The following is a 25,654-nucleotide window of genomic DNA, read 5'->3' as shown; positions in this document are numbered from 1 at the left end:
GCCGCTCGGCACCCTGCTCACCAGGCCCGGATATCGCCGTCTCGCACCGGTTTTCGTCGGCATCGCCAACATCGGCGCGGCCGCGCCGGCCATCGGACTCATCGTGCTGTGCTATCTGGCGACCCGCACCACCGGTTTCTGGATCGGCGTCGCTCCGATCGCCTTCTACACACTGCTTCCGGTGCTGCGCAACACCATTCTCGGGTATCAGCAGGTGGATCGGACGTTGATGGACGCGGGCCGCGGCCAGGGCATGTCGGCGGCGACGGTGTTGCGGCGCATCGAGTTTCCGCTGGCGGTGCCCTATATTCTCGCGGGACTCCGGACCTCGCTGGTGCTGGCCGTCGGCACTGTGACGCTGTCGTTCCTGGTGAGCGCGGGCGGGTTGGGGATTCTCATCGACACCGGATACAAGCTGCGCGACAACGTCACCCTGGTGGTCGGCGCCGTGCTGGCCGTGGCGTTGGCGCTGCTCGTCGACTGGCTCGGCGCGCTGGCCGAACGCTTCCTCGGACCGAGGGGTTTGGCATGAGGCGCGGCGGACGGCTGTGGGCGCTGGTGGCGGCGGCGCTGCTGGTGCTGGGCGGCTGCGGTCTGGAGTCGGGCGGCGCCGTGCCGCTGCGCGTGGGGCCGGGCAGCATCCAGCCGTCGGCCGAACTCGACGGCGTCACGATCACGGTGGGCTCCAAGGACTTCACCGAACAGAACATCCTCGGTTACCTCATCGAGTTCGCCATGACCGCGGCGGGCGCGAACGTTCGCGACCTGACCAACATCCAGGGTTCCAACAGCCTGCGCGACGCGCAGCTGCACGGCCAGATCGACGTCGCCTACGACTACACCGGCACCGGCTGGATCAACTACCTCGGCAACGAAACCCCGGTGCCGAGCGAGGTCGGCCAATTCGAGGCGGTGCGCGACGCCGACCGCGCCGCGCACGGGATGGTGTGGACGGCGATGGCGCCGATGAACAACACCTACGCCTTGGTGACCAGCAGCCGCACCGCTGAGGAGACCGGCGTCCGGACGCTGTCGGACTATGCCAGGCTCGTCGCGACCGACCCGGCCGCCGCTGCCACCTGCGTCGGCACCGAATTCAACGTCCGCCAGGACGGCTACCCGGGCCTGGCCCGCAAGTACGGCATCGACGTCGGCACGGTGCGCAAGCGGATCATGCAGGACCCCCTCGTCTACCAGGCCACCGCCGACGCGGGCCAGTGCCGCTTCGGCTCGGTCGCCGCCACCGACGGACGCATACCGGCGCTGAATCTCGTTCTGCTGCAAGACGATCTAGCGTTCTTCCCGAAGTACAACGCGGCACTCGTGCTGCGCGCCGACTTCCACGAAGCGCACCCGCGGATCGCCGAGATCATGGCTCCGATCTCGGCGCTGTTGACCAACGAGGTGATCACCGATCTGAACCGCCAGGTCGACGTGGACGGCCGCGAGCCCGCCGAAGTCGCCCGCGACTGGATGGTCGCCCAGGGTTTCGTCACCGCCGAATGACCGCGACGGGTTCGCGCACGCCTCGCACCGGGTGTGGCGGCTGCGAAGCGCGAGGACCGTGCACTAGGTAGCGTGAATGACCTTGACCTGTAGTGTGGTTGAGGTTTCACGATGGTGCGGTGACCGATGACGGAATCACTTTGATCGACGCGTGGGAACTGCCCGAGGACCGGATCGACGAGTCGGTCGCGCGCTGGCGGGAGCGCGTCGGGCTGATCCACACCGCTCCCGGTTTCCGGGATGCGCGGATGCACCGCAGACTGGCCCCGGAGTCCCGGCTCGGCCTGGTCAATGTGGCGCACTGGGACAGCATCGAAGCCCGCGACGAAGCGCTGGCGAATCCCGGCTTCACCGCCTCGGCGGCCACCGCGCTCGACTACGCCATCGTGCACGGCGGCTGGTATCAGGTGGCGTCCGAATTCCGCACGGCGAGGGACGGTTCGGGCGAAGGGCTCGGAATCACCTTCGTCAATGCCTTCGAGCTGCCCGCCGAACGGATCGACGAATTCCTGCCGCACTGGCTCGGCCGCGCGGAGCTGATGAGCCAGGCGCCCGGCTTCCGGGACAACCGGCTGCACCGCGCGGTGAACCCGGACACTCGCTTCCAACTGGTCAACATCGCGCACTGGGACAGCGCCGAGGCCTGGCGCGCAGCGGGCGACGACCCCCGGTTCCAGCAGCGCCTGTCCGCCTCCCCCGACTTCGCCGCCGCCAACCCCGCGCTGTTTCAGGTGGTCGCCGAGTTCTGAGCGCGGGTCGGAGACGCCCAGGAGCCGTACGGGTCCGGCCGGAGGTGCGGGAGGACCGCTAGCGGCGTAGCGGGAAAGTCATGCGGTGGAGCAGGTTGTCGCGGAGGACCGCCGCGTGGAAGATCACCGCGCAGACGTGTGCGGTGAGGGCGAGCAGCAGGGCGTAGGCGAGCAGGCCGTGCACGGTGCGCAGCGCCGCGTACAGCTCCGGATCGGTGGGTGCGATCGCGGGAATCCGGAAGCCGCCGAGGATGTGGATCGGGATGCCGGACGCCGATACCACAGCCCAACCGACGATCGGCTGGAGGAGAAACAGCGCGTACATGAGGATTTCGGATCCGGCGGCAACGAGCCGCTCGGGGCGGGCCATCGTTTCGATCTGCGGCGGCGGCCGGTGCCGGATCCGGTAGGCGATGCGCACGACGGCGAGCGCCAGTATCGCGACCCCGAGGGTTTTGTGCCAGGTCAACAGGGTGCCGTAGTGTCCGAGGTAGCCCACCATGGCCGCGCCGATACCGATCACCGTGATGATCAGGACGGCCATCGTCCAGTGCAGGATCCGCCCTGGGAGGCCGAATCGAGTTGCGCCGGTGTCGAGTTCGCCGATGGACATGGTCGTCACGCCTCCTTCACCACGACAGCGCCCACGGGCTTCGTTTCGCCGGCGCGGCGGCGGAAGGACTCGCCGTAGACGGCCGAGCGGGCTTGCAGCAGCGGATCGTCGGAGGCTTCGATTCCGTTGGGCAGCACCAGCGGATCGAAGTTCACGTCGCGCACGTTGTCCGCCGATTCGGTCTCGATTCGGTCCAGCACGACCGTGCCGACGTGCACGGTGCGGCGATCGTTCGGCCACATCCTGGTGGCGTCGTCGGTGGGATCGACGCCGGCCTCGCCGACGACGACCATGAGCCGCCACCGCAGCGGCGTCGCCCGCAGGTCGGTGACGAGGCCGTCGAAGAGGGCGTTGTCGCCGTTCGCCGGTCCGGTCGCGGGCGGCGGGTTTTCCGGCTCGAGGCGCCAGCGCACCGGCACGGTGCGACCGTCACCGTCGGTGAATCGGAACGCGTTGAGCGAGAAGAAGGTCGAGGTCGCGAAGGTCGGCGCGGGAGCGCCCTGCCCGATGACGGCCAGCGCCGCGGCGGTCTTCGGGTGCGACGCGATGTAGTCCTTCATCACCGCGGGATCGGGTTTGCCGGTGGCCGGGTCCTCAGCGAAGGCCAGGGTGCGGTCGTAGAAGTCCTGCGCGGTGGCGTCCAGGAAGACGGGGATGTTGAGCATCGCCATCCGCCACTGCTCTCCATCCGGCAGGAAAAGCTGCAGCCCGAGTCCGCGGGGCGCGGTCGGCGTATCGGGCACGTGCGGGTTGCCCCCGGCGAGGGAGAAGCGTCCGGCCAGCCGGTAGCGTCCGGATCGGAACGCCGACGCCTTCGACAGTTCGGCACCGTTGCCGTTGCTGTCGAAGTATCCGGCCACGGCCACTCCTTTGGCGTGGTTGCGGCGCCAGCCGGGGAACGAGCCGCCCGCGGTGTCCTGGAGCCGGTCGACGATGTCGCGCGCGGTCAGTCGCCACGGTCCGATTCGGTCCTCGGCGAACAAGAACCCACCGATTCCCGCGGCTCCGAGCGCGGCGACGGCGGCGCCGCCGAGCAGTGTGCGGCGATTCAGCGGAATAGGGCCGATATTCGGCCCGGTCGTGCTTTTGTGTGAATTTCGCTCGGCCATTCGCATACCCCCAATATTTGAAATCCGACAATTCCAGACGAATCCCCACGGTGGCGAATTCATTGCATTTCCCGGTGATACTACGCCACATTCGTATGGTTCCGAACCGTACATCAGTGCGGTCAGCGGCGACAACATCAAAGGTGGTCTCGACCGCCTCTTTCGTGTCGATGTTCCGTTCAAATATGTTGCGCAACAGCGTCTTTAGCATGCTGGGGCAATAGCGGAAGATAGTACGTACACGTATGGATGTCGCGGGAATCGGTCGGTGACGGTGATGGATCGGGCCCTGTCGCCGACACCTGCCGTGATGTAATCGGTGGATGGAATCCCCCGTCCCGAAGCCGGTCCCTCACGTCTTCGCGAATACACCCGGCCATCTGATTCGCCTGCTCTACCAACGACACAACGCCATCTGGCACGCCACCGTCGGGGATTCGATCACGCCAACGCAGTTCGCCATTCTCAACGCCGTCTACGTGGAGGGCCCGCTGACCCAGCACGAGATCTCCGTCCGCATCCGTACGGACGCCTCGACGATGACGCAGTCCGCGAGCGCGCTCGAAAGGAAGAAGCTCGTCGAACGCTCCGTCAACCCCGCGGACAAGCGCGAACGGCGGATCGCCTTGACGCGCACCGGCCGCCGGGAGTACGCGCAGCTCCTCCCGAAAGCTGATGAAGTGCAACGGATTCTGTTCTCCGCCCTGCACCCCGACGGGCATGAAGCCGCTCTCGTGGTGCTTCGCGACCTCGCCGGAGTGCACGCCGATCCGGCGGAGGGTGAGGTCACACCGCCGCCGGGTCCTTCGTCATGACGTATCCCGCCGACGTCGCCGTGACCGGCCGGTGTTCCCCGAATCCATTGCGCCGTCGTCGTTTCCCGGCCATGCGCCCTTCGACTCGGACACGGTGCTCGAAGCACTGCAAAAGGACGCTCTACGACAATCGGCTGACCGGCCAGTCGCCAGGTAACTCGAGCCAGGCGCCGATCATGCGGATCGCGGTGAGCAACGCCTGGATTTCGTCGAGGCCGGAGGCGACGGCGTGGCGGCTGCCGTCGATACGAAAGGGGCACACGTAGAACTGGCTGTCGGACGAGCAGACGGGGCGGCCGATCGTGACGGTGTGCGGGCCGTTGGCGGCGGTCACCGTGCGGATAGCGAGCAGATCGCCCAGCGCGTACTCCATTCCGGGGTCGTGGGAGATGTCCTCGCGGGTCGGCGGCGCCGGGAAACCGAGCTCGGCGGGGCCTGCGACGGTGAACTGCGCGCCCGCCTCGTTCGCCCGAGTCAGCTGCGTACCGATCTCCACCAAGGCGCGATACAACGCCGCCAACGCATCCACCCCGGTCGCCCTGGACTCGCCCCATCCCTCGATGCGGAAACCGCACACGTCACCACCCGCGCCCGCCGCGGGCCGCGGTCTGCCGACTTCGATGAGGACCGACCGATTCCCGTCCGCGACCATCCGTTTCGCAATCACCTCACCCAGGCGATCGATCACCGGTACACCTCCCGCCTTCCGGCCGATCCGCCGGACCGGTCTCACCTTTCCGCGCTGTAGCGACGTGTCCACGCGATACCCGGCCACCAGTGCGCCTAACGGCGACCCGACACTTCGATGCCGAACGAGGATGCGCCAGTCACGTTTTGATCACGCACGCGACGGGTAACACCATCGGCATGACTCCGATGAACGATCGACCTGAACAGATCGTCGGCATCGAGCGCGGTACCGCCATGCTCGGCGGCCTCATCGCGATGGCTCTGGGCTGCGGAGTAGCGATCCTGACCGGGTCGCTATCCGCGGCCCTCGGCTCCTTCGCGGCGGTGTGCTTCGGCATGATCGTGCTGGTGCCCTCCATCGGCCGCACCCCACGCCGGCCCACTAATTCCCCTCGCCTTCTCTGATTTTCACCCCCGACCCCCGGACCACCATTCGACTACGGTCGATAGGAAAATGGATTCGACGGTAGTCGAATGGTGGTCCCCAGTAGTCCGGAACGACCATTTCTCTCCCGCCGATTCCTGCCTCGGCCCGCTCAGCTCGGTGCCGATCGGCAGGTCCTGCTTCGACTGGCTCGCACGAAATGCGGCCTCAGCGCCGGTCCAAGCCGACGAGCCCAACCTGGCTAGGCCGCGAGAACACTGCCACAGCAGGCTGATTGGACTCGAAGCCGAGCTACGTTTATCTGGCGGGTGACTCGCTCCCGGCTGTGGGCGGTCGCGTAGCCCCACCTCCTGGCCGCGGCCAGACCTAATGTGTTGGCAGACAACAGACTTCCCACCGAACTCCTTCGGCCGCAAGTGGATTCGGTTCGCCGGTCCCTGAATCGCGAACGCTCCCGGGGGGCGGCGCTGGGATTGGACACGGCCAGGATCGTCGAGTGAGCGGCTGCCGATGGCTGCGGTCCTGCGGTGGGCACTTCTGTGGTCACGCAGGGTCCGATGCCGAGGCGCAGGCGAAGTTGCGGCAGTCGACACCGGACTGCTCGCGGTCGTCCAGACCGGTGCTGACCCCGCGCGGTGAGCACGCTCCCGGTCGCAGGAGCGCCTACGGGCACGACACCGGATCGGCGCGATATTGGGTCGTCGCGTACCGGTGCGACCCGGCGTCGGCCGCTATGCGATCCAGCTCGAGCGCATGGGCGGCGCGCACGTCATCGCGCCACTACCGGCGACCTGCCTGGCACGGAGCGGGACGGCGGGCACTGGGGCGGACGAGGCCTTCCGAGCCTGCCCTCTCAGCGATCGGCAAGAAGCACCGCCACGTTGTGCACTGGCGCCATCGCGACGTCTTTCGTTCCGATGAAAGGGTGGAAGAAGGTGCGCTCGAAGACCCCCCCCCCGGGGCGACCGGTTGCGTCGGCCGCTATGCGATTCAGCTCGCGCTTGGGCGGCGCGCACGTCATCGCCATCACCGGCGACCCGCTCGGCAGGGGCGGCCTACCGCGTTCTGGCCGAGGGCGGAACGCCATCGGCCACGCAGCCGGGCAGGACGAGACATCCCTGTCCAGTGCGTGCTTCGGTGTTCAGGGTCGCCACGGCCGAACGATCGCGACGCCTTCCTGCTGTCGTGCACCGACCTCGGCCCGGATCGATCTGGCTCGCCGACCGGGTTGCGGCCGGAGCCTCGATCCGGGCATCGCCTGGTGCGGGATTGGGACCAGGTCGGCGAGGGGGCGCGGGCGTTGTTGTCGCGCCGGTCGCACGGCAAGGCGGTGGTCAATGTGATCCCGCCTCACCGGCTCCCTCCGGCGTCCGCACCGGTGTTCGATCGACAGGTGGCGTAGACCCGGCATTCGAGAAGGGATTGCGCTTGAAGCGGGGCTTCCGGTTGACGAGCATGAGGTTGCCGCCGTAATGGTCGAGCACTCGGTGGTCCATGACCGCGCGCCACAGCGGCGGCACCGCGGCCAGCACGACCATGGAGGCGTAGCCCGCGGGCAGCTGCGGCGCCTGCATCGAGCTGCGCAAGGTCTGGTAGCGGCGGCCGGGGTTCGCGTGATGGTCGCTGTGCCGCTGGAGATGGAACAGGAAGATATTGGTAACCAGACGGTCGCTGTTCCAGCTGTCACGCGGCGTGCACCGCACGTAGTTGCCGTTGGGGCGGCGCGCGCGCAGCAGGCCGTAGTGCTCGACGTAGTTCACCGTCTCCAGCAGTCCGGCGCCGATCAACGCTTGCAGCGCCAGGAACGGGATCACCATCGGCCCGAAGACGAGGATCATCGTGCCGAACAGCGCGATGCTCATCGACCACGCCTGCAGCAGGTGGTTTTCCGGGCTGAAGAAGCCCTTTCCCCTGCGGGACAGGCGTTCTCGTTCCAGGGCGATCGCCGAGCGGAACCCGCCGAACATGCTGCGCGGCAGGAACTCCCACAGCGACTCGCCGAACCTCGCGCTGGCCGGGTCTTCCGGCGTGGCGACCCGCACGTGGTGGCCGCGGTTGTGCTCGACGAAGAAGTGTCCGTAACCCGACTGCGCCAGAGCGATTTTCGCGAACCACCGCTCCATGCGCTCGACGCGATGGCCCAGCTCGTGCGCGGCGTTGATACCGATACCGGACACGACGCCGAGCGTCACGGCGAGCCCGAGCTTGTCCGCGAGGCTCAGTTCCGTTCTGGACCACAGATAGCCTGCGATCAGCAGACCGATGAACTGCATCGGCAGGAAAAGGTAAGTGCACCAACGATAATAGCGATCGTTGGACAATGCCTCGTAGTCCTCGTCGCGTGGATTGCTTCCGTCGTCACCCACCGCCCAGTCGAGCAGTGGGATGGCCACGAACACGATGATCGGACCGATCCACCAAAACAGTTCCAGGCCGGTGTGGGCCACCAGTTGTGAGGGAAGGAGTGCGCAACCCGGTGCTATCAGACCGAAAATCCAGAGATACCGCTTGGGGTCACGCGCTTGCGTGTTTTTGAAGACCGTCATAGCCGTCCCGCTGATTCAACAGAACAACACCCAATTCAGAAGTGTGGCCGCCGAAAACGGTGCACTGAGTTGTCGTTCCAGAATAGCGGTTTCCTCGCAGCAATCCAGAGTTCCGGAAAAATCGTCCCCTGACCGGGCCGCTTCGCCGCCATGCTCGCCGACCCGGAGCGGTCGGCCCGATGATTCGGGGAGTTGGGTGCGGCGGATGGATTCTCGGTGCTTTACACCGTCGAGTAGTGACACTCGGCAGTGGCCGTCGACGCCACCGAGCGGGATGCCCCCGAATCCGCACGCGCAATGCCGGGTTCGCCGTCACCGGCCAGAATGAATGCGCGGGAGTGCTGGGACTTCGCCGGCTCCGAAGGCGCGAGGTCCCGTTTCGTACCACCAGGTGACCCGAACTTCGCGACCGGGCTCGGCCATCGGCGCGGGTCGGCTCAGAGGCCTACCCGCCGCCGGGCATCGTGCATCAGACAATCACCACATCACAGAGACGAACAACCGCGCCGCGGATCCGCGATCACGGCAGCCCACCGCAGTTGGTCGGAGCGGGAACACCGGCAAGCCGATCCGTCAGCCACTGCTGCGAAGCGGCCAGCGCCGGGAAGAACGCCATCACGTGGGTGCCGACGAGTCCGGACATGCTGGGAATCTGAGCATTCGCGTCCAGCTGAACCGGCACGCCACGACTGCACCAGCTCGCCGCCACGCCGTGAATCGGCGCGAACGGCGCGCCCTCGTCGTTCGGCGCCGAGGAGATCAGCACGGGCATATCCGGGGTGAGCCCACCGACGCGCTGCTCGTCGAACACCGCTTTCAGCGTCGGGGACTGATCGATCACGGCGGTGAGCGGCAGCCCGCTCGCGGTCCACTGGGACGTGTGCTGGTTCTGCTGCGCCAGCCCCATCGGTACGGCGCACTTGCCCGCCGCTTCGTTCAGGATCGCCTTGCCGGTGTCGTTGAGCTCGGCGTCGAGCACCGGGCCGACACTCGGGTAGTTCGCCGCCATGCCGTTGAGAATCCAGGCGTAGGTGGGAGCGATGTCGGCGCGCCCGTCGTTGTACCCGATGAAGTACTGGTCGTCGACCACCGGTCCGCCGACGTAGGCGCCGCGCACGTTCACGTCGGGGGCGTAGCTCGAATGGAGTTCGGCCGCACCGCCGGAGGCCATGCCGCCCTGCGAGTATCCGTAGAGGATGACAGGGGCGTTCGGCCCGAGCCCGTTGCCGGGCAACTGCTGCGCGGCGCGCGCGGAGTCCAACACCGCGTGGGCTTGCGCCTTGCGGTTGAGGTAGTCGTGCATCGCGGGCGTGCCGAGGCCGTGATAGTCGGTCACCATCACCGGCATGCCGCGGGCCAGCAGCGTGAAGATCGCGACCAGGTCGTATTCGAAGATCACATCGGCAGGCGGCTCGAACTGGACGACCTGCGAGAGCAGCTTCGAGGGCGCGCACTGATCGCCCTGCCCCTTCGTGCCGCCCGCGTACGCGACCAGCGGCCGCTCACCGGGACCGGTCCACGGCACGATGGGATCCAGGTACGTTCCCACCACCGCGGTCATCCCGTCCTGCGCGTCGCTGCTCAGGTACATCAGGCGCGTCGCGCGCGCCGGGATGACTCCGGGCTGCCCCGGGGCAGACAGAGCCACTTGTGTCGGTTCGGCGCGAAGGATGTTGCCCGGGGCGCCACCCGGCAGCGGAGCGGGCGGAATGTAGAAATCGGCGACGGCTTCCGCCACCGGATCCGTCCACGCCTGCGGTGCGGAAATCGCCCCGCCGCCAACCACGGTGAGGGTTCCCGTCAAAACTGCGGCCCAGCTGAGTAGTCGACTCCTCACGATCTGTCCTTCCTTCGATGGGGAAGAGCCTCGACATCTAGAATCGGATACCGAGATTATCGGTATCGCGGTCGTCAGACAGGAACAATGCGCATCCTATTTCCATGTAACTGTCGAAAGGCAGTTCGAAACGCCGATATCCACGTCACGGTTTCGACAAGTCCAGCCAGACCGCCTGTTTCATCGCCCGCCCGAATTCCCATGCTTCGCGGCAATAAACGTGCGGCCTGTCCCGCCGATCACCGGAGCGCCCGATCCGCACGTCGGGCGCTGCTGTGAGCAGATCTGCCGAGGGCAGCGACGGCCCGGTTTCACCGCCGCGCTGAGGCACGGTGAAGGCATGGCTCACGACGACAAGACCCCCCTGTTCAGCTGGCGCGCCAGAGAGCAACTGCTCGGCCGCCGCATCCTGGTGCTCGACGGACCGCTCGACGACGACAACGGCACCCTGCTTGCTACGCAGTTGCTGACCCTCGCCGCCGAGAACGACGACGCGGGCATCTCGCTGTGGATCCACTCGCCGGGCGGCTCGGTCCCCGCGATGCTCGCGATCCGCGACGTGATGCGGCTCGTGCCGTGCGAGGTCTCCACCTTGGCGCTCGGTTTGGCGTGCAGCGCAGGGCAATTCCTGCTGTCCTCGGGCAGCCCCGGCAAGCGCTACGCCCTGCCGCACGCCAGGATCCTGATGCACCAGGGCTCGGCGGGGATCGGCGGCACGGCCGTCGACGTGGAGGTCCAGGCCGACGACCTGCGCCACACCGTGGAAACGGTGCTCGGCCTGATCGCCGCCGACACCGGCCAGCCCTACGACCGGATCTACGAGGACTCCCTGCACGACCGCTGGTTCACCGCGGCACAGGCCAAGGAGTACGGATTCATCGACCACATCGTCGACAACTTCGGACAGGTTGTCCCCCAACGCCAGCGAATCGGGATCTCGGCATGACCACCTACACCATCCCCAACGTCATCGCCCAGCATCCGCGCGGCGGCGAGCGCATCACCGACATCTACTCACACCTGCTCGCCGAGCGCATCGTCTACCTAGGCACGCCGATCGACTCCGGCGTCGCCAACGCGCTCATCGCGCAGCTGCTGCACCTGGAATCGGAGAGTCCCGAGCAAGAGATCCAGTTCTACATCAACTGCGAGGGCGGCGACCTGACCTCCATGCTCGCGATCTACGACACCATCCAGCACATCGGCGCGCCCGTGCACACCACCTGTGTCGGCCAGGCCATCGCCGTGGGCGCGGTGCTGCTCGCGGGCGGCGCGCCGGGTCGACGCGCGATGCTCCCGCACGCGAGAGTGGTGCTGCACCAGCCCGCCGCCCGCGGGCAGGGCGCGATTCCGGATCTGATCCTGCAGGCCGACGAGCTGGTCCGGATGCGTGCCGAGATCGAGGCGATCCTGTCCCGGCACACCGGGCAGACGGTGGAGCGGCTGCGTCACGACACCGATCGGGACCGGGTCTTCACCGCGCAGGCCGCGATCGACTACGGACTCGTCGATACCGTGCTGCAACCGCGAAGCTGAGCGACGGGCTCAGGCCGCGCGGAGCAGCAGGGTCGGTGCGGCCTGGGAGTGCCGCATCGGGGTGCGCCGCGCGCGCAGTTCCTCGGCGACCTGCTCGGTCAACCCGACGAGGGTGGTGCCGAGCGCACCCGCCAACGCCGCGATCATCTCGCTCGACGGCTCCTTGCGACCGCGCTCCACCTCCGACAGGTACTGCGGCGAGATACCCGCGCGTCCGGCCGTCTCCACCAGCGTCTCGCGCTGTTCCTGCCGCAGCGCGCGCAATCGTTCGCCGAGCGCCTCGCGCCACAGCGGTTCTGGAGCGGTGGGCTCCTTGCGCCGGGGTCGGTCGTCGCGTCCACCGGGGATCGAGTGCAGTCTCGGATGCTCGGTCATGGACGAAGCGTACGTTTCGCCCCGCGGTGCGCGGCTAGTCATTACGCTGTGGGCGTACGTGCTCGGCGGTGCCGCCGCCACCGGGCCGTGGCGCTTGACCTGAACCCTGGTTGAGGATGAAGGCTGGGAGCATGACTCAGGCTCCGGAATTCTGGAACACCGTCTACGACAACGACACCGCCCCGTGGGTGATCGGCGAACCGCAACCTGCGATCGTCGCGCTGGAACGGGACGGTTGGATTCGCGGCAGGGTGCTCGATCCCGGCACCGGCGCGGGCGAGCACACGATCGCGTTGACGAAACTGGGCTACGACGTGCTCGGCGTCGACCTGTCGCCGAGCGCGGTCGCCTACGCCCGGCACAACGCCGCGGACAAGGGCGTTTCCGGCGCCCGGTTCGAAGTGGTCGACATGCTCACGCTCGCCGACGCGGACGACGACCGGCTCGGCGTCTTCGACACCGTCGTCGACAGTGCTCTTTTCCACGTCTTCGGCACCGAACCGGAGGCGCGAGCCGCCTATGTCCGCGGACTGCACCGGATATGCAAACCGGACGGTCTCGTGCACGTCCTCGCGCTCTCCGACACCGAGCCGGGTTTCGGCCCGCGCATCAGCGATTCGCTCATCCGTGAGTCGTTCGCGGGTGAGGGCTGGGAGCTCGAGGATCTCGTCCCCGCCACCTATCGCGGCCGGATCACCGAAGTGGTGGCCGAGGAGGTGGCGCGTCTCGACCTGCCCGCCGAGGGTCTGGTCGACGTGGCCGCCTGGCTGGCGCGCATCCGGCGCGTCTGAGCGTCGCGTCCGCGCGGGTCGTACTGCCCGCGCGGACGGATTCGCCGACCCGGGTCGCGGACGTACCGCGATCAGTCCGACGCGGGCCGCGGACGCGGGCGCGGGCCGATCTGATCGAGCAGCGTGTTGACCTCGTCCGGGAAGCCGTTGGTGACCGGCTTCGGGATCTTGTTCGGGAACCGGCGCGTGACGTGCTCCTCCGCGGCGGACCCCGGCAGCACGTAGACGGGTTCCGATTTGGTCTGCAACGGACGCACGACCTCCTCGAGATGCCCCTTCCGGTCGTCGAGGAACCCGCCGATCACATCCTCGCCCGCGGGACAGACGGCCATGCAGTAGCCGGCCTTGTAGTTGGGCTTGAACGACAGGCTCTGCCACATCGAGAAGGACTCGCCCGTGGTCACTCGCGCGCGGTACTCGTCGCGGTCGGCGCTGTCCGCGACGGTCTCGGCCCAATCGGTGAAGCCGCCCATGAACTCTCGATAGTTGTGCGTGTAGCAGGCCTGGAAGTCGAAGCCTCCGTCGGTGGTGATGGCGCCGACCGGGCACGCGGACACGCACAGCTTGCACTCGAGGCACGGATTGAACTCCAGTGTGACGCTGGGCTCGTCGACCACCGCGTCGGTGACCACCGTGCCGAGCAGGATGAAGTTGCCGAACTTCGGGTGAATCACGTTGCGGTGGATGCCCATCACGCCCAACCCCGCGGCCTGCGCGACCACCTTGTGCGCGATGACCCAGATGCGGCCGGGAAACCGGTCGACCTCCATCGGATATCCCGGCGCGGGGTAGACGGCGCGGTAGCCCGCGTCCTGGAGCGCCCTGGTGATGCGACGCGAGACCTCGTTGGTCTCGTCGTCGGCGTGGTTGAATTCGGTGTTCGCCAGGCTGCGCTGCGGACTGCGCAGATTGTCGCGGTTCATCCGCACGCAGAACGATACGAATGTCCTTGCCGCGGGCAGGATTCCGCGCGCGTGGTCGAATTCCTCGGCGACCCTGGGGTCGTCGACGGGGACGAAGCCCACGTCGTCGGCGCCGGCGGCCAGGCAGATCTCGCGCAGCCGAGCGGTGTTCAGCACCGGGTCGGGCGTCGTGCGTGCACGCTCGGCGACCCGCTTGACGGTCGGGTGATCGGCCAGTCGCCCCGTTGATTCCTGGTCCATTGTCGACATCGGGCCCTCCTACCCATCGTGCGGCCGAGACGGCCTCGAGAAGATAGACCCCGCTGAGCGTCGAAATTCATCGGCCCGCGGCGCCGCTCCCCTGCTCACGGCGGTCACGGTGAGTTGCGGAACCGTTGCCGAGCCGTCGATCGGGGTTATCCTCGTGGGGCACGATTCGACCGCAGGGTCACCCCGAGAGCTCGCCCAGAATCGAGGCCGACAATGGCCGACATACTGCCGACACAGCGCAGTCCGTCCTCCGGCATCGACGTGGACCTGAACGCCGAAGGGTTCGAGCAAGCGGAGGAGATCGGGCGTGGGGGCTTCGGCGTCGTCTATCGGTGCATGCAACCCGACCTGGACCGCACCGTTGCCGTGAAGGTGCTGACCTCGGATCTCGATGTGGAAGGCATGCAACGGTTCATTCGTGAGCAGCAGGCCATGGGCCGGTTGTCCGGCCACCCGCACATCGTCGACGTCTTCCAGGTCGGCACCACCGGCTCCGGACACCCCTATCTCGTCATGCCGTATCACCCCCGCGGCTCGCTGGAACAGCGGATCAGGCACTAGGCTGTACGCGGTGGATCACACCTTGATCGATCTACCGCGTGCCGCTTCCGCTGCCCCTCTTCGGCCTCCGATCGACCAATGCCTATGTGCTGGAAGGCCGCGACGGGCTGATCGCCGCGAACATCCGCCTGCACAGGGCGATCTCACGCGGTGGACTTGCGCTCCTCCTCGGACCACAAGCCCTGCTTCTCCAGCATCGCGACCAGTTCGTCGGCGCCCGACATGATGTGATCGCGCATCACCGTGCTCGCCACCTTGGGGCGGCGCTTCCGCAGGGCCTCGAGAATCGCGGGGTGATCGCGCAGCGCCTGCTCGCCGCGGCCCTCGATCTCGTTGTAGAACCGGTCGGGCAGTTGCTTGACGACGGCGCCGAGCAGTATCGCGAGACGATGCGAGTCGGCCGCGAGGTTCACCGTCCGGTGGAACTCGTGTCCCAGCGCGACGACACGCTCGGCGCCCGCGCCCTCCGCGACGGCTTGCTCGTGCGTAGCGACCACGGCGGCCAGATGATCGAGCTGCGCGATCGAGATCGACTTGGCGGAGCGGCTGGCCACGTTTCGCCCCCGCCGCACGGCCGAGCAGCGAAAGATGGAGGCCAGGGTGACGCAGACCGAGACGCGAATCGCGCACGTGCCCTGGCTGGACCGTCCCGCGGCGCGCGCGTACCGCAGCCGCGTCATGGTCACCGTTCTCGCGTTCGCGGGAATCCTGGCCGCCTTGATGCAGACGATCGTGCTTCCGCTCGCGGCCCACCTGCCCGACATGCTCGGCGTCGGCGCCGACAGCGCCTCGTGGGTGATCACCGCGACGCTGCTGACCGCTGCCGTGGTGACGCCGATCAGCGGACGACTCGGTGACATGTACGGCAAACGCCGAGTGCTGCTCGCCTGCTTGATGATTCTCACCGTCGGATGCGCGGGGTGCGCGCTGTCGAGCAATCTGTGGACGGTGCTCGCGGGGCGCGTGCTGCAAGGCACGGCGCTCAGCGCGGTTCCGCTCGGCATGAGCATTCTGCGCGACGAACTGCGCCCGGCCCGGGTACCCACCGCCATCGCCCTGATCAGCGCGACCCTCGGTGCGGGCGCCTCGGTCGCGCTGCCGGTGTCGGCGTTCGTGGCGGATCGGTTCGACTGACATCTGCTGTTCTGGTGCGCGGCGGCGGTCGGCCTGCTCGCCACGGCGCTGGTGCGGATCTTCGTCCCGGAGTCGAACGCGCGCGCAGTGGGTCGATTCGACTACCTCGGCGCACTCGGTCTCGGCGTCGTGCTGCTGTGCCTGCTGGTGCCGATCACGAAAGGGAATTCCTGGGGCTGGACCCCGCGGTGGTCGTTCCCCTTGTCGCGTGCCCGATTTCGGCCGCGCTGTGGCTCTGGTACGAGACCCGGGTCTCGAATCCCGTGGTGGACCTCGCGACATCGCTGCGCAGGCAGGTGTTGCTCACCAATATCGCCGCCGTGCTCGCGGGCTTCGCGATGTTCACCCAGAACATGCTGACGCCGCGACTGTTGCAGGCCGACGAGAACACCGGGTACGGGCTGGGCAGTTCGGCGTTCGTCGCCGGGCTGGCGCTGGCGCCCGCCGGTTTCATGATGATGGTGCTCTCCCCCGCCGCGAGCCGCCTGTCCACGCGCCACGGCCCGAAGACGACGCTGCTCGCGGGGCTCGTCATCACCGCCTTCGGCTATGCCACCGCCGCCCTGATGACTCCCGGTGTCTGGCAGCTCGCGGTCGTCGCCGGAGTGAACGGAGCAGGAGTGGGACTCGCCTACAGCGCGATGCCCGCCCTGGTCATGAACGCGGTACCGGAATCCGAGACCGCGGCGGCGACCGGGCTGAACACCCTGATGCGCACCATCGGCACCTCGAGTTCGAGCGCCGTCCTCGCGATGCTGCTCACGACCGTCACCATCGACACCGCCGCGGGCGCCGCCCCCGCCGAATCGGCCTTCCACCTCGGCTTCGGGATGGGGGCGGCCAGCGCGCTCGCGGCGCTGTTCGTCGCGGCGTTTCTTCGCACCGGGAACAGGAACGACGGTGGAGCCCGGATCGGCGCTGGGCTCGCCGAGCGCCGGATCGGCGCCGTACTCGCCGAGCGCTAACGGACCGGATATCGCCGGTCGATCACATCGAACATGTTCGGCTGGCCCGCTTTGTACAGTTCGCGATCGATCAGTTTGAGCGGCTCCCACAGCGGCATGGTGTATCTGGGGAAGACCTTCGCCGGAGATCCGGGGACGCCGGCGGCGTGCAGGACGGCGTTCGCCGCCAGTCTGCCGCCCTCGTTGGCCGCTTCCATGCACGCGACGTTCATCTGGGTCTTGATCCAATCCCCGGCCAGGAACAGATTGTCGATGGCGGTGTGCGCGTCGGGCCGGTCGTACCAGGAGCCGGGGTTCTGGATGAAGATCGGGTCGTCGTAGGCCACGTCCGGAGTTCCGGCGCCGGTGAGGGCGGGGTCGAGGAACCACGAGTGCAGCATGTCGTCGGTCAACTGCGTGACGCCGTCGTCGTTGAGGCCCGCTTTGAGCTGCGCCCACGCCTCCGCCGCGATCTCCTCCGGCGTGCATTGTTTGGCGGTCTTGCGGGTGAACGTGCCTGGCGCGTCCCACTCCGAGATGATCACCGAACACACGTCGCGCACGGTCCTGTCACCGTAGGTCGACAGGGGACGACGCCAGAACTGCGCCTCGTTGATCGAGGTCATGCTCCACGGCGCGTCGACGAAGGAGGTGTGGCCGTTGACCAGATCGACGCGCTCGGTCAGGAAGAACTGCAACCCGACCATCCACGCCGCCTGCAGCCGACGGATCGCGTCCAATGCTGGGTCGGCGGCGATCATCTCGTCGGACAGCACGTCGGGGACCTTGTCCAAGGGAATGGCCGAGATGTAGTGATCCGCTTCCACCTCGTGACGGCCGCCGCCCGCGTCGGTCACCGTCGCCGAGACGATGTGCGAACCATCCAGCTGGAACCCCGAAAGCCGCTGTCCCGCACGGAAGGTCACTCCGATCGAGCGCAGGTAGTCGACCCACGGGCTGATCCAGGCCTCCGTCGTCGGTCCGTTGAGCACCCGGTCGTTACCGCGTCCGTCGTTGTCGTTGTTGAGATTCAGCAACGACCACACGTACTCCTCGCCGACCAACCCGATGGAATGGGCGCTGCAGTTGGCGGATTTGGTGGCCACCAGCGAACGGATGAAGCCATCGCCGAGGAAACGGCCGTACTCCGGCGAAGAATTGTCCAGCTTCGCGAAATCCCACCAGGTCATGCGCTCCCATTGGCCGAGTTTGCGTTCACCGCAACTGGATACGTACACCGCGAGGCGCTCGGCCGCGAAGATCGCCTCGTGCAGCGGTAGGCGGAACAGCGTCTCGAAGACCGCGGCGACCGAGTCGACGAACGCCTGGGGCGTCATGGGCGGTTGCGAGAAGGGCAGCGGAAACGGCAGGGGGATCGTCAGGTTCTTGCGATTCGTCCCGACGATCATCTCGGCGTTGAGCCGCACCAGATTGTCGAGCGTGCCGTTCACGTTGCCGGGAAAGGGCGTGCGCCGCATGGTGTCCGGCAGGTTGTGATAGAAGCCGAAGAAGCTTCGGAAACCGTGTTCACCCGGCAGCCCGTCCTGGCTGTAGATGCTGCGCGTCTTGCCGCCGAAGTCCGCCAGCTTCTCGTACACCGTGACCGCGAATCCCCGCTCGGCCAGCTCGTGCGCCGCGGTCAGGCCCGCGGGCCCCGCGCCGAACACCGCGACCGATCGACCCGCCACCGCCCGGACCGGATGCGCCGGCGCCAATGTCATGGCGGCGGCCACGCCGCCCGCCCACGCCGCGGACTTGATGAACGCTCGCCGCGACTGCGACGGCAATTGCCTTCTGTGCAATTCGAACTCCCGACCATCGGCCCGCGACTCGACACTGACGTCGCGCCCAGGCGCCTTTGCCTCGCGAAGACTATGTTAACAATCATTCCTTACACGAGAAGTCGATTCGGGAGAACTTCGCGGGCCACGACTTCGGCAAAACACCCGCTATATAGGCAGTGCTGCATCGTCAATGGGGATTCGGGTCAGATATCTCCACTCCTATCGAGGCCATTATGTTATCGGTGAGTCCTTCGAAATAGGCAGGCGGCACACGGCTCGAGCCCGGAGACGGCGCTGCTCGAGAGGCGCATCGAGATCGGCGAGCACGTCGCGCTACCTGGGGTATTGCACGAACAGACCGGAAACGACACCGCCCGGCGCGTAGCACGCACCGGGCGGAGAAGAGGTGGCCGCAGCGATCAGAGGCCCGCCTCGCTGAACCGCGCCGCGTCCTTGCGGACGCCGAAGGAGGTGATGATCTCCATGACACCGAGCACGATCAGCCAGATGCCCGCGACGAGAGTCAGCGTGGCCACCGAGCTGACCGGCCAGACGATCAGGACGATGCCGGCGATCGTGGTGATCACACCGAAGAATCCCTGCCAGCCGCGGCCCGGCAGGTCGGGATCGGAGATGGCGGCCACCAGCATGGCCACACCGCGGAACAGCCAGCCGATACCGATCCACAGTCCGAGCAGCAGGATCGAGGCGAGCTCGTCACGGAAGCAGAAGATGCCGATGATGATCGACAACGCGCCACTGATGAAGTACAGCACCCGCATGCCGGTGCTCTTGGTCGCGCCGAACGCGGCAACCAGCTGCAGCACGCCTGCGACAACAAGATAGATACCGAAGAGGACGCCAGCGACCAACAGGGTCTTGTCCGGCCACACCAGAATCACTATTCCGAGGATCACCGAGAGGACGCCGGTGACCAGAACGGTTTGCCAGGCGGCCCGCACGAGCGCCTGAGCAGGTCCCTCGACCACACTGTTTGTCGTCATGACCAGATGTTATGCCTTGCGGCATAGGTTTTCTGGTCATTCGCTATACAGCGCGCCGCGGATCGACTCCGCGGCGCGGCGCCGGTCAGTCCCCGGACGCGACGATGTTCACCATCCACGCCACGCCGAACTTGTCGCGGCACATGCCGAACTCGTCGCCCCACATCTGCTTCTCCAGCGGCACGGTGACCACGCCGCCCGCGATCAGTTTGTCCCAGTAGCCGCGCAGCTCCTCGCCGTCGTCACCGCTGAGGCTGATCGAAATGCTGCTGCCCGGTTGATATTCCATGCCGGGCGGAGTGTCCGCCGCCATCAGCGTGAACCCGCTCGGCGTCTCCAGCTGGCCGTGCATGACCAGTTCGGCGCCGGGCGATTCCTTGTCGCCGAACTCGCCGAAGGTGTTCACCGCCAGGGTGCCGCCGAACACTTCGCGATAGAACTCGAGGGCAGGGCGCGCGTTGTCGCCGAAGCCGAGATACGGATTGAGCTTGGAGACCATCGGATGCTCCTTAGCTGTCGTTGCCGCCACGTGCGAGGGTACTGCCGCACCGCGAAAAGTGGCGTAGATAACGCTGGACCCGGTCCACGTTTACCGCTCGCGCGGCATGGGAAGTCATCCCTCAGTGGCTCTCGCCGTAAGCACCTGCGGAGCGGGGGTCGCATTTCGTGAGTCTCGGGTTGCTAGGGAGAAGAGGGTGGCGGTTGTACTCGTGCTGCAGGCACGCGGACTCGGTGATCTGCTCACCGCGGTCCCGGCGCTTCGTGCGCTGCGACGCGCCGAGCCGAGCGACCAGATCGTGCTCGCCGCCCCACACCGCCTCAAACCGATCATCGACCTGATCACGTCGGTGGACACCATGGTGCCCACCGCCGACGTGAGCGCGCTGCGCTGGGACGGCCCGTCGCCGAAGCTGGCGGTGAACCTGAACGGGCCGAGCGCCGAGAGCATCGTCGAACTGGTCAAGACCGACCCCGGACGGATACTGACCTACCGCAACCCGGCGTTTCCCGAGCTGGAAGGCCCGGACTGGCAGCCGGAGATGCACGACGTGGAGCGGTGGTGTCATCTGCTCGAATCCGACGGCATCGTGGCGGACCGCCGCAATCTGGGCCTGGTGCCGCCCGTGTCCACCAACAGCCGCCGCGACTGCGTCGTCGTGCACGTCGGCGCGGGCGCGCCCGCGCGACGCTGGCCGCCGGACCGGTTCGCCGCGGTGGTGCGGCACCTGCTCGTGCTCGGGCGCGAGGTGGTGCTCACCGGCGACGAATTCGAACGCGACATCGCGCTGAACGTCGCGGCGCGGGCCGGACTCGCCCAGACGAACGTGCTCGCGGGTCAGCAGAACCTCATCGACCTCGCCGCCACCGTCGCCGAGGCCGCGCTGGTGATCAGCGGCGACACCGGGGTCGCACGGCTGGCCACGGCCTTCGGCACCAGGACGGTGCTGCTGTTCGGGCCGACGCCGCCGCGCTGGGGCGGTCCGCCGCCGCACCTGCTCGCCAGGCACATCGTGCTGTGGGCCGGTCAGACGGGCGACCCCTATGCCGACACTCCCGACCCGGGCCTGTTGCGCATAGGAGTGGCCGACGTCGTCGGCGCCGTCGAGAAGCAGTTGAACCAGCGCAACTCGGCCGCGGCGCGTCGCCCCACCTATCGCCGGGTCGGCTGACTACTCACCCCTCGGCGCTCGCCTCGCTCAGCGCGGCCGAGTAGGCCGCCAGCGCGCTCGGCCAGAACTGGTCGAGGTAATCGCGCGCGTCGCCGAGCCCGCGCGGGTCGAGCGTGTACACCCGCCGGGTGCCTTCCGGACGCACCATGACCAGCCGCGCCGCCCGCAGCACCTTCAGATGCTGGGAGACCGCCGAGCTGCTCACGCCGACCAGTTCGGCCAGCTCCCCCACCGACCTCGGCGCTTGCGGCAATGCCTCGAAAATCGCCCGCCTGGTCGGCTCGGCCAGCGCCTCCAGGGCCCGGACTCCGTTAGTCGCCACTTAAACATTGTGATCAACTAGCGATTAACTGGTCAAGATCGGCTATTACCCAATTTCCGCAGGTTGATAACGGAGGCTCGTCGTGTCGTTATCGGTTCGTGACACACGAGCTGGGCTTTTACCGATCTGTGATGGTAGCCACAAGATAACGAACCGACTATCACGGTCCGTTACGTTCGAGTCATGCCCGTGACCGATCTGTTATCCGCTCTTCGGCCCGGCGCGACTCGCTCTCGCCGGCACCGTGTCGCCACCCGTGCGGTGGCTGTCTCCGCCGCCGTAGGCGCCACTCTCGGCGTCCTCGCCGCTGCCAACCCCGATGACCAGGCTGCCGCGCCCGCGGCCGCCGCCCAGGCCACCGCCGACTCGAGCGCCATCCAGTATGCCGCGTTCACCGACGAGGGCCAGGTCGTCGACCCCGCCTGGGAAGAGCACCGCCTCGCCCAGGAAGCCGCGGCAGCTGCGGAAGCCGCCCGCCCGAAGACCGTTCGCCCGGTCGCCGGACGACTCACCTCCAACTTCGGCAGCCGCTGGGGGGCCGCGCACAACGGCCTCGACTTCGGTGACCCGCTCGGCGCCCCCATCTCGGCCGTCACCGACGGCGTCGTGATCGAGGCGGGCCCCGCCTCCGGCTTCGGCCTGTGGGTGCGGGTCCAGCAGGACGACGGCACCGTCGGCGTCTACGGACACGTCAACGACATCCTCGCCGAGGTCGGCCAGCCGGTCCGCGCGGGCGATCTGATCGCCACCGTCGGCAACCGTGGCCAGTCCACCGGACCGCACCTGCACTACGAAGTGCACGATCCCACCTACGGCCCGATCGACCCGATGCCGTGGCTCGCCGCCCGAGGCATCGATGTAGGCCACGTCGAGGAGTGATCCACTCCCGGGGGTTTCGCGAGCAACGATGAGGGGCTCGTGAAACCCCGCCGGTCGTCACTCCCGGCAGCCATGCCCGCGAACAGCGCCGTTCGCGGGCATGTGCGTTTCCGCTCGCCGCTCCCCCGCTCCGGGGTGAGCGGCGGCGCCGTCTGATACTCCGGTACGAGACGCGAATGGCGCTGCGGCGGGACGTGTTCCGGCGTCGCCGGTACCTACTTTCGGGACATGCCGACGACCGAGCTCCGCACCGTCACCCGACGCCACCGCCTCGATCCGCGTCCCTGGCTCGATCTGCCGCGCGGCGTGCGAGGCCTGCACGGTCCGCTGCTGTGGTCTTCGGCGGCGATGACCGCGCTGGCCGTGTTCTCCCTCGGCGCGATGGTCGTCGACGACCGCACGCTGCTGGGGGAATCGGTGTGGTTGAAGACCTTCAAGTTCGGGGTCGCGTTCGCGGTCTACGGGATCACGCTGGCGTGGCTGTTGTCCCTGCCACACAAAGGATCTCGCGCCACCTGGTGGCTCGGCACGGTGTTCGCGGTGACCGGCGCGCTCGATGTCGGCTTCATCGCGCTACAGGCCGCCCGCGGCACCTTCAGCCATTTCAACTCCTCCGACGACCCGGTCAACTCCGTCGGCCAGACGGTGTTCGCCTCCGGCGTACCCGGCCTGTTCTTCGCGAACCTGCTGATCGTGCTGATCTTGTCCTGGCAGCGGCTGGTCGACGCCCCACCGCGCGCGCCATCCACGCCGGACTCGCGCTGGCCGTGGCGGGCATGGCCCTCGGCTATCTGATGGGATTCACCGGCGGACAACTCGTCCGCGACGCCAACGGACGGGTCGTCGAACTCGTGGCCGGGCACACCGTGCTGCGGGACGCCCCCGCCGCCGAACGCGCGGTCCGCGACGCCGCCGAAGGCATGCCGCTCACCCACTGGAGCACCATCGGCGGCGACCTGCGCATCCCCCACTTCCTCGGCCTGCACGGCATCCAGATCCTGCTCCTGGCCACGTTCCTGCTCACCCGCCTGGCCCGCCGCCACGCCTGGCTGCGCCCCGAATCCATCCGGGCCGCCCTCATCGGCGTCCTCGCCCTCGCCTACACCGGGCTGCTGGCCGTTACCTTCGCGCAAGCGATGCGCGCCCAGTCCCTCGTCCACCCCGACGCCGCCACCCTCACGTCCTACGCCTGCCTCACCGCCTTCGCCGTCAGCGCGACCCTCGTCGTCCGCCGACACGGACGACGACTGGTCGCCGAAGCACAGACAGCCGTGTAATGAGGACGCCATCGTGACAGCCCACAGCCGTTCGCCCGTTCTCAGCGCAGGCGATCGGCATCCGAGACGAAGTCATCCCGCCCACGTTCGGTGGGCTAGCGCAGCCGTTCCGCTTCGCGGGCCAAGGTGACGAGGGTCGCGCTGAGGGAGGCGAGTTCGTCGGTGTCGGCGCCTTCGCCGATCGCGGTGGCGATGTCCTCGGCGGCGCAGCGGGCCGCGAACCAGCGGTCCGCCAAGTCGGCGGCCTCCTGGGCGCTGAGCACCACGGAGTCTTCCGGAATACCGGTGCCTTTGAGGCTGTTGCGGTGTTCGTAGGCCCGTTGGCGGCAGGACTGGCGGCAGTACCGGCGACGACGTCCGGCCTCCGACTCGACGATCTCCCGCCCACACCACAGGCAGGACAGCAAGCGGCGCGACATGAGGCAGAACACTAGTGTGTCGCCCGCGGGGTGCGCCCGGAGACCCCCCACCGTGGCCGGACCGCAACACAGCCGACCGCACCGCCGCCCGCGTGGCGAGCAACTACCTCGGCACCGACTACAATGGAACGGTTCACCGTCGCCGTATCGGGAACTATTGACGCAGGCCCGTTCGTTGCACTAGAGGTCCAGCGAGCGCAGGACGCGTTCGCCCGGGCACGGTCGCAGCGCAACAAGACTCGAGCACACAGGGAGAGGCACACCATGGCAGATCGCGTACTCCGGGGCAGTCGGCTCGGAGCGGTGAGCTACGAGACCGATCGCGACCACGACCTGGCCCCGCGTCGGATCGCCCGGTACCGCACCGACAACGGCGAAGAGTTCGACGTGCCCTTCGCCGACGACGCCGAGATCCCCCCGACCTGGCTGTGCCGCAACGGCCAGGAGGGCATCCTGGTCGAGGGCACCACGCAGGAGACCAAGAAGGTCAAGCCGCCGCGCACCCACTGGGACATGCTGCTGGAGCGCCGCAGCAAGGAAGAGCTCGAGGAACTGCTCAAGGAGCGCCTCGAACTGCTCAAGACCCGCCGCCGCGCCTGACGCAGCAGACTACGAAGGCCGCCTCCCGTTCGGGAGGCGGCCTTTTGTCATGACATCGGCGGGGTGTGTCAGCGGCTGGCGACCTTGCGGTAGCGCAGCAGCGCCAACGGCATCGCCACGGCCAGGATCGCGACCGAACAGATGATCGCGTATTCCACGCAATGGTCGGCCGCCCAGCCCGACGGCGGCACGAACGATGGCGGCGACCCGTTCTCGAAGAGCTTGCGGCCGGACGCCGAGACCGCGGTGATCGGATTCCATTCCGCGATGGTGCGCAGCGGTCCCGGCAGCGTCTCGGCGGAGATGAAGGCCGAGGAGATGAAGCTGAGCGGGAACAACCAGATCAGACCCGCGCTCTGCGCCACCTCGACGGTCGGCGAGAACAGGCCCGTGACCGCGCCCACCCACGACATCGCGAACGCGAACAGCAGGATGATTCCGAAGGCCAAGGCGGCGTCGGCGACTCCGCCGTTGATACGCCAGCCCACGATGTAGCCGCAACCCACCATGACCGCCAAACTCAGGATGTTCACCACCAGATCCGACAGCGTGCGGCCCATGAGCACCGCCAGCCGCGACATCGGCAATGTGCGCATCCGGTCGATGATGCCCTTCTGCAGGTCGCCCGCCAGGCCGACGGTGGTGAACGCGGCGTTGAAGGCCACCGTCTGGGCGAAGATTCCGGCCAGCAGGAACTCGCGGTACTGGCCGCCGCCCAGCGTGGCGCCGAAGATGTACGCGAACAGGAACACGAACATCAGCGGCTGGATCGTCGCGGTCACCAGCAGCGTCGGCACCCGCAGGATGGTCAGCAGATTGCGGTGCGCGACAATCGCGCTGTCACGGAAGACCCGCAGCTTCGGAGGCGTGATCTCCAGGGCCACAGCCGCTTTCGGCTCCGGCTGCCGCGGGGCTTCCTCGGACTTGTCGAGCTCT

At 67.7% G+C, this 25,654-nt stretch carries 29 protein-coding genes and 1 pseudogene; 16 read left to right on the top strand and 14 right to left on the bottom strand.

The features are described from left to right. The 3 genes from AC3EO7_RS23880 to AC3EO7_RS23870 form a co-directional block, all read left to right on the top strand. Positions 1-532 (top strand): ABC transporter permease (locus AC3EO7_RS23880; RefSeq protein WP_435592423.1); only part of this gene is annotated, 532 nt, incomplete at its 5' end. Continuing rightward, positions 529-1,506: a glycine betaine ABC transporter substrate-binding protein gene (locus AC3EO7_RS23875; protein ID WP_431970584.1), complete on the top strand. Its 978-nt coding sequence runs from the start codon at positions 529-531 to the stop codon at positions 1,504-1,506. The genes AC3EO7_RS23880 and AC3EO7_RS23875, both read left to right, overlap by 4 nt. Before the next feature lie 119 nt (positions 1,507-1,625). After that, positions 1,626-2,255 carry an antibiotic biosynthesis monooxygenase family protein gene (locus AC3EO7_RS23870; protein ID WP_435592422.1) on the top strand — a complete coding sequence of 210 codons (630 nt, stop codon included), beginning with the start codon at positions 1,626-1,628 and terminating at the stop codon, positions 2,253-2,255. A 58-nt stretch (positions 2,256-2,313) separates the two neighbouring features. Here AC3EO7_RS23870 and AC3EO7_RS23865 read toward each other — a convergent pair whose 3' ends face one another. Together AC3EO7_RS23865 and AC3EO7_RS23860 are read right to left on the bottom strand one after the other, a co-directional pair. Beyond that, a complete protein-coding gene (locus AC3EO7_RS23865) occupies positions 2,314-2,868 on the bottom strand; it encodes a cytochrome b (protein WP_435592429.1) in 555 nt (184 codons plus the stop codon). Between the two features lie 5 nt (positions 2,869-2,873). Continuing rightward, the gene (locus tag AC3EO7_RS23860) at positions 2,874-3,977 is read right to left on the bottom strand and encodes a catalase family peroxidase (RefSeq protein ID WP_435592421.1); all 1,104 of its coding nucleotides are present in this window, start codon (positions 3,975-3,977) and stop codon (positions 2,874-2,876) included. Positions 3,978-4,300: 323 nt separating this feature from the next. Between AC3EO7_RS23860 and AC3EO7_RS23855 the strand changes: the two genes are divergently transcribed. Next, positions 4,301-4,792 carry a MarR family winged helix-turn-helix transcriptional regulator gene (locus AC3EO7_RS23855; protein ID WP_431970587.1) on the top strand — a complete coding sequence of 164 codons (492 nt, stop codon included), beginning with the start codon at positions 4,301-4,303 and terminating at the stop codon, positions 4,790-4,792. A 121-nt stretch (positions 4,793-4,913) separates the two neighbouring features. On the opposite strand, the gene AC3EO7_RS23850 is transcribed toward AC3EO7_RS23855, so the two are convergent. Then, on the bottom strand, positions 4,914-5,480 hold the full coding sequence (locus AC3EO7_RS23850) for a DUF6968 family protein (protein WP_431970588.1): 567 nt from the start codon (positions 5,478-5,480) through the stop codon (positions 4,914-4,916). Between the two features lie 146 nt (positions 5,481-5,626). Between AC3EO7_RS23850 and AC3EO7_RS23845 the strand changes: the two genes are divergently transcribed. Then, complete coding sequence (locus AC3EO7_RS23845) at positions 5,627-5,887, top strand: hypothetical protein (protein ID WP_431970589.1); 261 nt, start codon at positions 5,627-5,629, stop codon at positions 5,885-5,887. 1,314 nt (positions 5,888-7,201) lie between these two features. On the opposite strand, the gene AC3EO7_RS23840 is transcribed toward AC3EO7_RS23845, so the two are convergent. Further along, positions 7,202-8,413: an alkane 1-monooxygenase gene (locus AC3EO7_RS23840; protein ID WP_431970590.1), complete on the bottom strand. Its 1,212-nt coding sequence runs from the start codon at positions 8,411-8,413 to the stop codon at positions 7,202-7,204. A 520-nt stretch (positions 8,414-8,933) separates the two neighbouring features. Then, a complete protein-coding gene (locus AC3EO7_RS23835; RefSeq protein ID WP_431970591.1) occupies positions 8,934-10,250 on the bottom strand; it encodes a lipase family protein in 1,317 nt (438 codons plus the stop codon). A gap of 340 nt (positions 10,251-10,590) precedes the next feature. On the opposite strand from AC3EO7_RS23835, the gene AC3EO7_RS23830 reads away from it, so the two are divergent. Together AC3EO7_RS23830 and AC3EO7_RS23825 are read left to right on the top strand one after the other, a co-directional pair. After that, on the top strand, positions 10,591-11,196 hold the full coding sequence (locus AC3EO7_RS23830) for a ClpP family protease (protein WP_431970592.1): 606 nt from the start codon (positions 10,591-10,593) through the stop codon (positions 11,194-11,196). Continuing rightward, positions 11,193-11,786: a ClpP family protease gene (locus AC3EO7_RS23825; RefSeq protein ID WP_431970593.1), complete on the top strand. Its 594-nt coding sequence runs from the start codon at positions 11,193-11,195 to the stop codon at positions 11,784-11,786. The genes AC3EO7_RS23830 and AC3EO7_RS23825 overlap by 4 nt, the downstream gene beginning before the upstream one ends. A 9-nt stretch (positions 11,787-11,795) precedes the next feature. Here the strand turns inward: AC3EO7_RS23825 and AC3EO7_RS23820 are convergent, their stop codons facing one another. After that, positions 11,796-12,161: a helix-turn-helix domain-containing protein gene (locus AC3EO7_RS23820; protein WP_431970594.1), complete on the bottom strand. Its 366-nt coding sequence runs from the start codon at positions 12,159-12,161 to the stop codon at positions 11,796-11,798. A gap of 131 nt (positions 12,162-12,292) precedes the next feature. Here AC3EO7_RS23820 and AC3EO7_RS23815 point away from each other — a divergent pair, with 131 nt between their 5' ends. After that, positions 12,293-12,952 carry a class I SAM-dependent methyltransferase gene (locus AC3EO7_RS23815; RefSeq protein ID WP_435592420.1) on the top strand — a complete coding sequence of 220 codons (660 nt, stop codon included), beginning with the start codon at positions 12,293-12,295 and terminating at the stop codon, positions 12,950-12,952. Between the two features lie 71 nt (positions 12,953-13,023). Here the strand turns inward: AC3EO7_RS23815 and AC3EO7_RS23810 are convergent, their stop codons facing one another. Further along, positions 13,024-14,115, bottom strand: coding sequence for a 4Fe-4S binding protein (locus tag AC3EO7_RS23810; RefSeq protein ID WP_431970634.1), 1,092 nt, complete (start codon positions 14,113-14,115; stop codon positions 13,024-13,026). A 222-nt stretch (positions 14,116-14,337) separates the two neighbouring features. On the opposite strand from AC3EO7_RS23810, the pseudogene AC3EO7_RS23805 reads away from it, so the two are divergent. Then, positions 14,338-14,679, top strand: a pseudogene (locus AC3EO7_RS23805) (protein kinase domain-containing protein); the annotation flags it as partial. A gap of 149 nt (positions 14,680-14,828) precedes the next feature. Here the strand turns inward: AC3EO7_RS23805 and AC3EO7_RS23800 are convergent. Further along, a complete protein-coding gene (locus AC3EO7_RS23800) occupies positions 14,829-15,239 on the bottom strand; it encodes an FCD domain-containing protein (protein ID WP_431970596.1) in 411 nt (136 codons plus the stop codon). 46 nt (positions 15,240-15,285) lie between these two features. Between AC3EO7_RS23800 and AC3EO7_RS23795 the strand changes: the two genes are divergently transcribed. Further along, the gene (locus AC3EO7_RS23795; RefSeq protein ID WP_435592419.1) at positions 15,286-15,819 is read left to right on the top strand and encodes an MFS transporter; all 534 of its coding nucleotides are present in this window, start codon (positions 15,286-15,288) and stop codon (positions 15,817-15,819) included. 137 nt (positions 15,820-15,956) lie between these two features. Next, positions 15,957-16,784, top strand: a complete 828-nt coding sequence (locus tag AC3EO7_RS23790; protein WP_435592418.1) for an MFS transporter — start codon at positions 15,957-15,959, stop codon at positions 16,782-16,784. Here AC3EO7_RS23790 and AC3EO7_RS23785 read toward each other — a convergent pair. The 3 genes from AC3EO7_RS23785 to AC3EO7_RS23775 form a co-directional block, all read right to left on the bottom strand. Continuing rightward, a complete protein-coding gene (locus tag AC3EO7_RS23785; RefSeq protein ID WP_435592417.1) occupies positions 16,781-18,550 on the bottom strand; it encodes a hydroxysqualene dehydroxylase in 1,770 nt (589 codons plus the stop codon). The genes AC3EO7_RS23790 and AC3EO7_RS23785 overlap by 4 nt on opposite strands. A gap of 416 nt (positions 18,551-18,966) precedes the next feature. Continuing rightward, a complete protein-coding gene (locus AC3EO7_RS23780; protein WP_431970600.1) occupies positions 18,967-19,551 on the bottom strand; it encodes an HdeD family acid-resistance protein in 585 nt (194 codons plus the stop codon). A gap of 85 nt (positions 19,552-19,636) precedes the next feature. Then, positions 19,637-20,050 (bottom strand): VOC family protein, encoded by a 414-nt coding sequence (locus AC3EO7_RS23775; RefSeq protein WP_431970601.1) that lies wholly within the window; start codon positions 20,048-20,050, stop codon positions 19,637-19,639. Between the two features lie 196 nt (positions 20,051-20,246). Between AC3EO7_RS23775 and AC3EO7_RS23770 the strand changes: the two genes are divergently transcribed. Next, positions 20,247-21,221, top strand: coding sequence for a glycosyltransferase family 9 protein (locus AC3EO7_RS23770; protein ID WP_431970602.1), 975 nt, complete (start codon positions 20,247-20,249; stop codon positions 21,219-21,221). 4 nt (positions 21,222-21,225) lie between these two features. Here the strand turns inward: AC3EO7_RS23770 and AC3EO7_RS23765 are convergent, their stop codons facing one another. Further along, a complete protein-coding gene (locus AC3EO7_RS23765) occupies positions 21,226-21,543 on the bottom strand; it encodes an ArsR/SmtB family transcription factor (RefSeq protein WP_431970603.1) in 318 nt (105 codons plus the stop codon). 183 nt (positions 21,544-21,726) lie between these two features. Here AC3EO7_RS23765 and AC3EO7_RS23760 point away from each other — a divergent pair, with 183 nt between their 5' ends. The 3 genes from AC3EO7_RS23760 to AC3EO7_RS23750 all read left to right on the top strand — a co-directional run bounded on the left by AC3EO7_RS23760 (position 21,727) and on the right by AC3EO7_RS23750 (position 23,699). Next, positions 21,727-22,422, top strand: a complete 696-nt coding sequence (locus AC3EO7_RS23760; RefSeq protein WP_431970604.1) for a M23 family metallopeptidase — start codon at positions 21,727-21,729, stop codon at positions 22,420-22,422. Positions 22,423-22,650: 228 nt separating this feature from the next. Beyond that, positions 22,651-23,217 carry a hypothetical protein gene (locus tag AC3EO7_RS23755; protein WP_435592416.1) on the top strand — a complete coding sequence of 189 codons (567 nt, stop codon included), beginning with the start codon at positions 22,651-22,653 and terminating at the stop codon, positions 23,215-23,217. Continuing rightward, on the top strand, positions 23,199-23,699 hold the full coding sequence (locus tag AC3EO7_RS23750; RefSeq protein ID WP_435592415.1) for a hypothetical protein: 501 nt from the start codon (positions 23,199-23,201) through the stop codon (positions 23,697-23,699). Before AC3EO7_RS23755 ends, AC3EO7_RS23750 begins: the two co-directional genes overlap by 19 nt. Before the next feature lie 95 nt (positions 23,700-23,794). Here the strand turns inward: AC3EO7_RS23750 and AC3EO7_RS23745 are convergent, their stop codons facing one another. Beyond that, entirely contained in the window at positions 23,795-24,118 is a 324-nt protein-coding gene (locus tag AC3EO7_RS23745; RefSeq protein ID WP_068061705.1) for a hypothetical protein, read from the bottom strand. A gap of 264 nt (positions 24,119-24,382) precedes the next feature. On the opposite strand from AC3EO7_RS23745, the gene AC3EO7_RS23740 reads away from it, so the two are divergent. Next, the gene (locus AC3EO7_RS23740) at positions 24,383-24,718 is read left to right on the top strand and encodes an RNA polymerase-binding protein RbpA (protein WP_067791875.1); all 336 of its coding nucleotides are present in this window, start codon (positions 24,383-24,385) and stop codon (positions 24,716-24,718) included. Between the two features lie 68 nt (positions 24,719-24,786). Here AC3EO7_RS23740 and AC3EO7_RS23735 read toward each other — a convergent pair whose 3' ends face one another. Beyond that, positions 24,787-25,590, bottom strand: a complete 804-nt coding sequence (locus AC3EO7_RS23735; RefSeq protein WP_431970635.1) for an ABC transporter permease — start codon at positions 25,588-25,590, stop codon at positions 24,787-24,789. Positions 25,591-25,654: the final 64 nt, after the last annotated feature.

The sequence above is a fragment of the Nocardia sp. bgisy118 genome (assembly GCF_057708605.1).
Note: the sequence above shows the minus strand (reverse complement) of the source record. Positions and strands in the feature narration are given on the sequence as shown.

Coding starts and splice junctions, on each gene's coding strand:
- AC3EO7_RS23825 (WP_431970593.1), top strand. CDS start 11,193: ATGACCACCTACACCATCCCCAACGTCATCGCCCAGCATCCGCGCGGC.
- AC3EO7_RS23840 (WP_431970590.1), bottom strand. CDS start 8,413: ATGACGGTCTTCAAAAACACGCAAGCGCGTGACCCCAAGCGGTATCTC.
- AC3EO7_RS23755 (WP_435592416.1), top strand. CDS start 22,651: ATGCCGACGACCGAGCTCCGCACCGTCACCCGACGCCACCGCCTCGAT.
- AC3EO7_RS23830 (WP_431970592.1), top strand. CDS start 10,591: ATGGCTCACGACGACAAGACCCCCCTGTTCAGCTGGCGCGCCAGAGAG.
- AC3EO7_RS23875 (WP_431970584.1), top strand. CDS start 529: ATGAGGCGCGGCGGACGGCTGTGGGCGCTGGTGGCGGCGGCGCTGCTG.
- AC3EO7_RS23780 (WP_431970600.1), bottom strand. CDS start 19,551: ATGACGACAAACAGTGTGGTCGAGGGACCTGCTCAGGCGCTCGTGCGG.
- AC3EO7_RS23860 (WP_435592421.1), bottom strand. CDS start 3,977: ATGGCCGAGCGAAATTCACACAAAAGCACGACCGGGCCGAATATCGGC.
- AC3EO7_RS23775 (WP_431970601.1), bottom strand. CDS start 20,050: ATGGTCTCCAAGCTCAATCCGTATCTCGGCTTCGGCGACAACGCGCGC.
- AC3EO7_RS23865 (WP_435592429.1), bottom strand. CDS start 2,868: ATGTCCATCGGCGAACTCGACACCGGCGCAACTCGATTCGGCCTCCCA.
- AC3EO7_RS23820 (WP_431970594.1), bottom strand. CDS start 12,161: ATGACCGAGCATCCGAGACTGCACTCGATCCCCGGTGGACGCGACGAC.
- AC3EO7_RS23810 (WP_431970634.1), bottom strand. CDS start 14,115: ATGGACCAGGAATCAACGGGGCGACTGGCCGATCACCCGACCGTCAAG.
- AC3EO7_RS23815 (WP_435592420.1), top strand. CDS start 12,293: ATGACTCAGGCTCCGGAATTCTGGAACACCGTCTACGACAACGACACC.
- AC3EO7_RS23760 (WP_431970604.1), top strand. CDS start 21,727: ATGCCCGTGACCGATCTGTTATCCGCTCTTCGGCCCGGCGCGACTCGC.
- AC3EO7_RS23750 (WP_435592415.1), top strand. CDS start 23,199: ATGGCCCTCGGCTATCTGATGGGATTCACCGGCGGACAACTCGTCCGC.
- AC3EO7_RS23740 (WP_067791875.1), top strand. CDS start 24,383: ATGGCAGATCGCGTACTCCGGGGCAGTCGGCTCGGAGCGGTGAGCTAC.
- AC3EO7_RS23745 (WP_068061705.1), bottom strand. CDS start 24,118: ATGTCGCGCCGCTTGCTGTCCTGCCTGTGGTGTGGGCGGGAGATCGTC.
- AC3EO7_RS23855 (WP_431970587.1), top strand. CDS start 4,301: ATGGAATCCCCCGTCCCGAAGCCGGTCCCTCACGTCTTCGCGAATACA.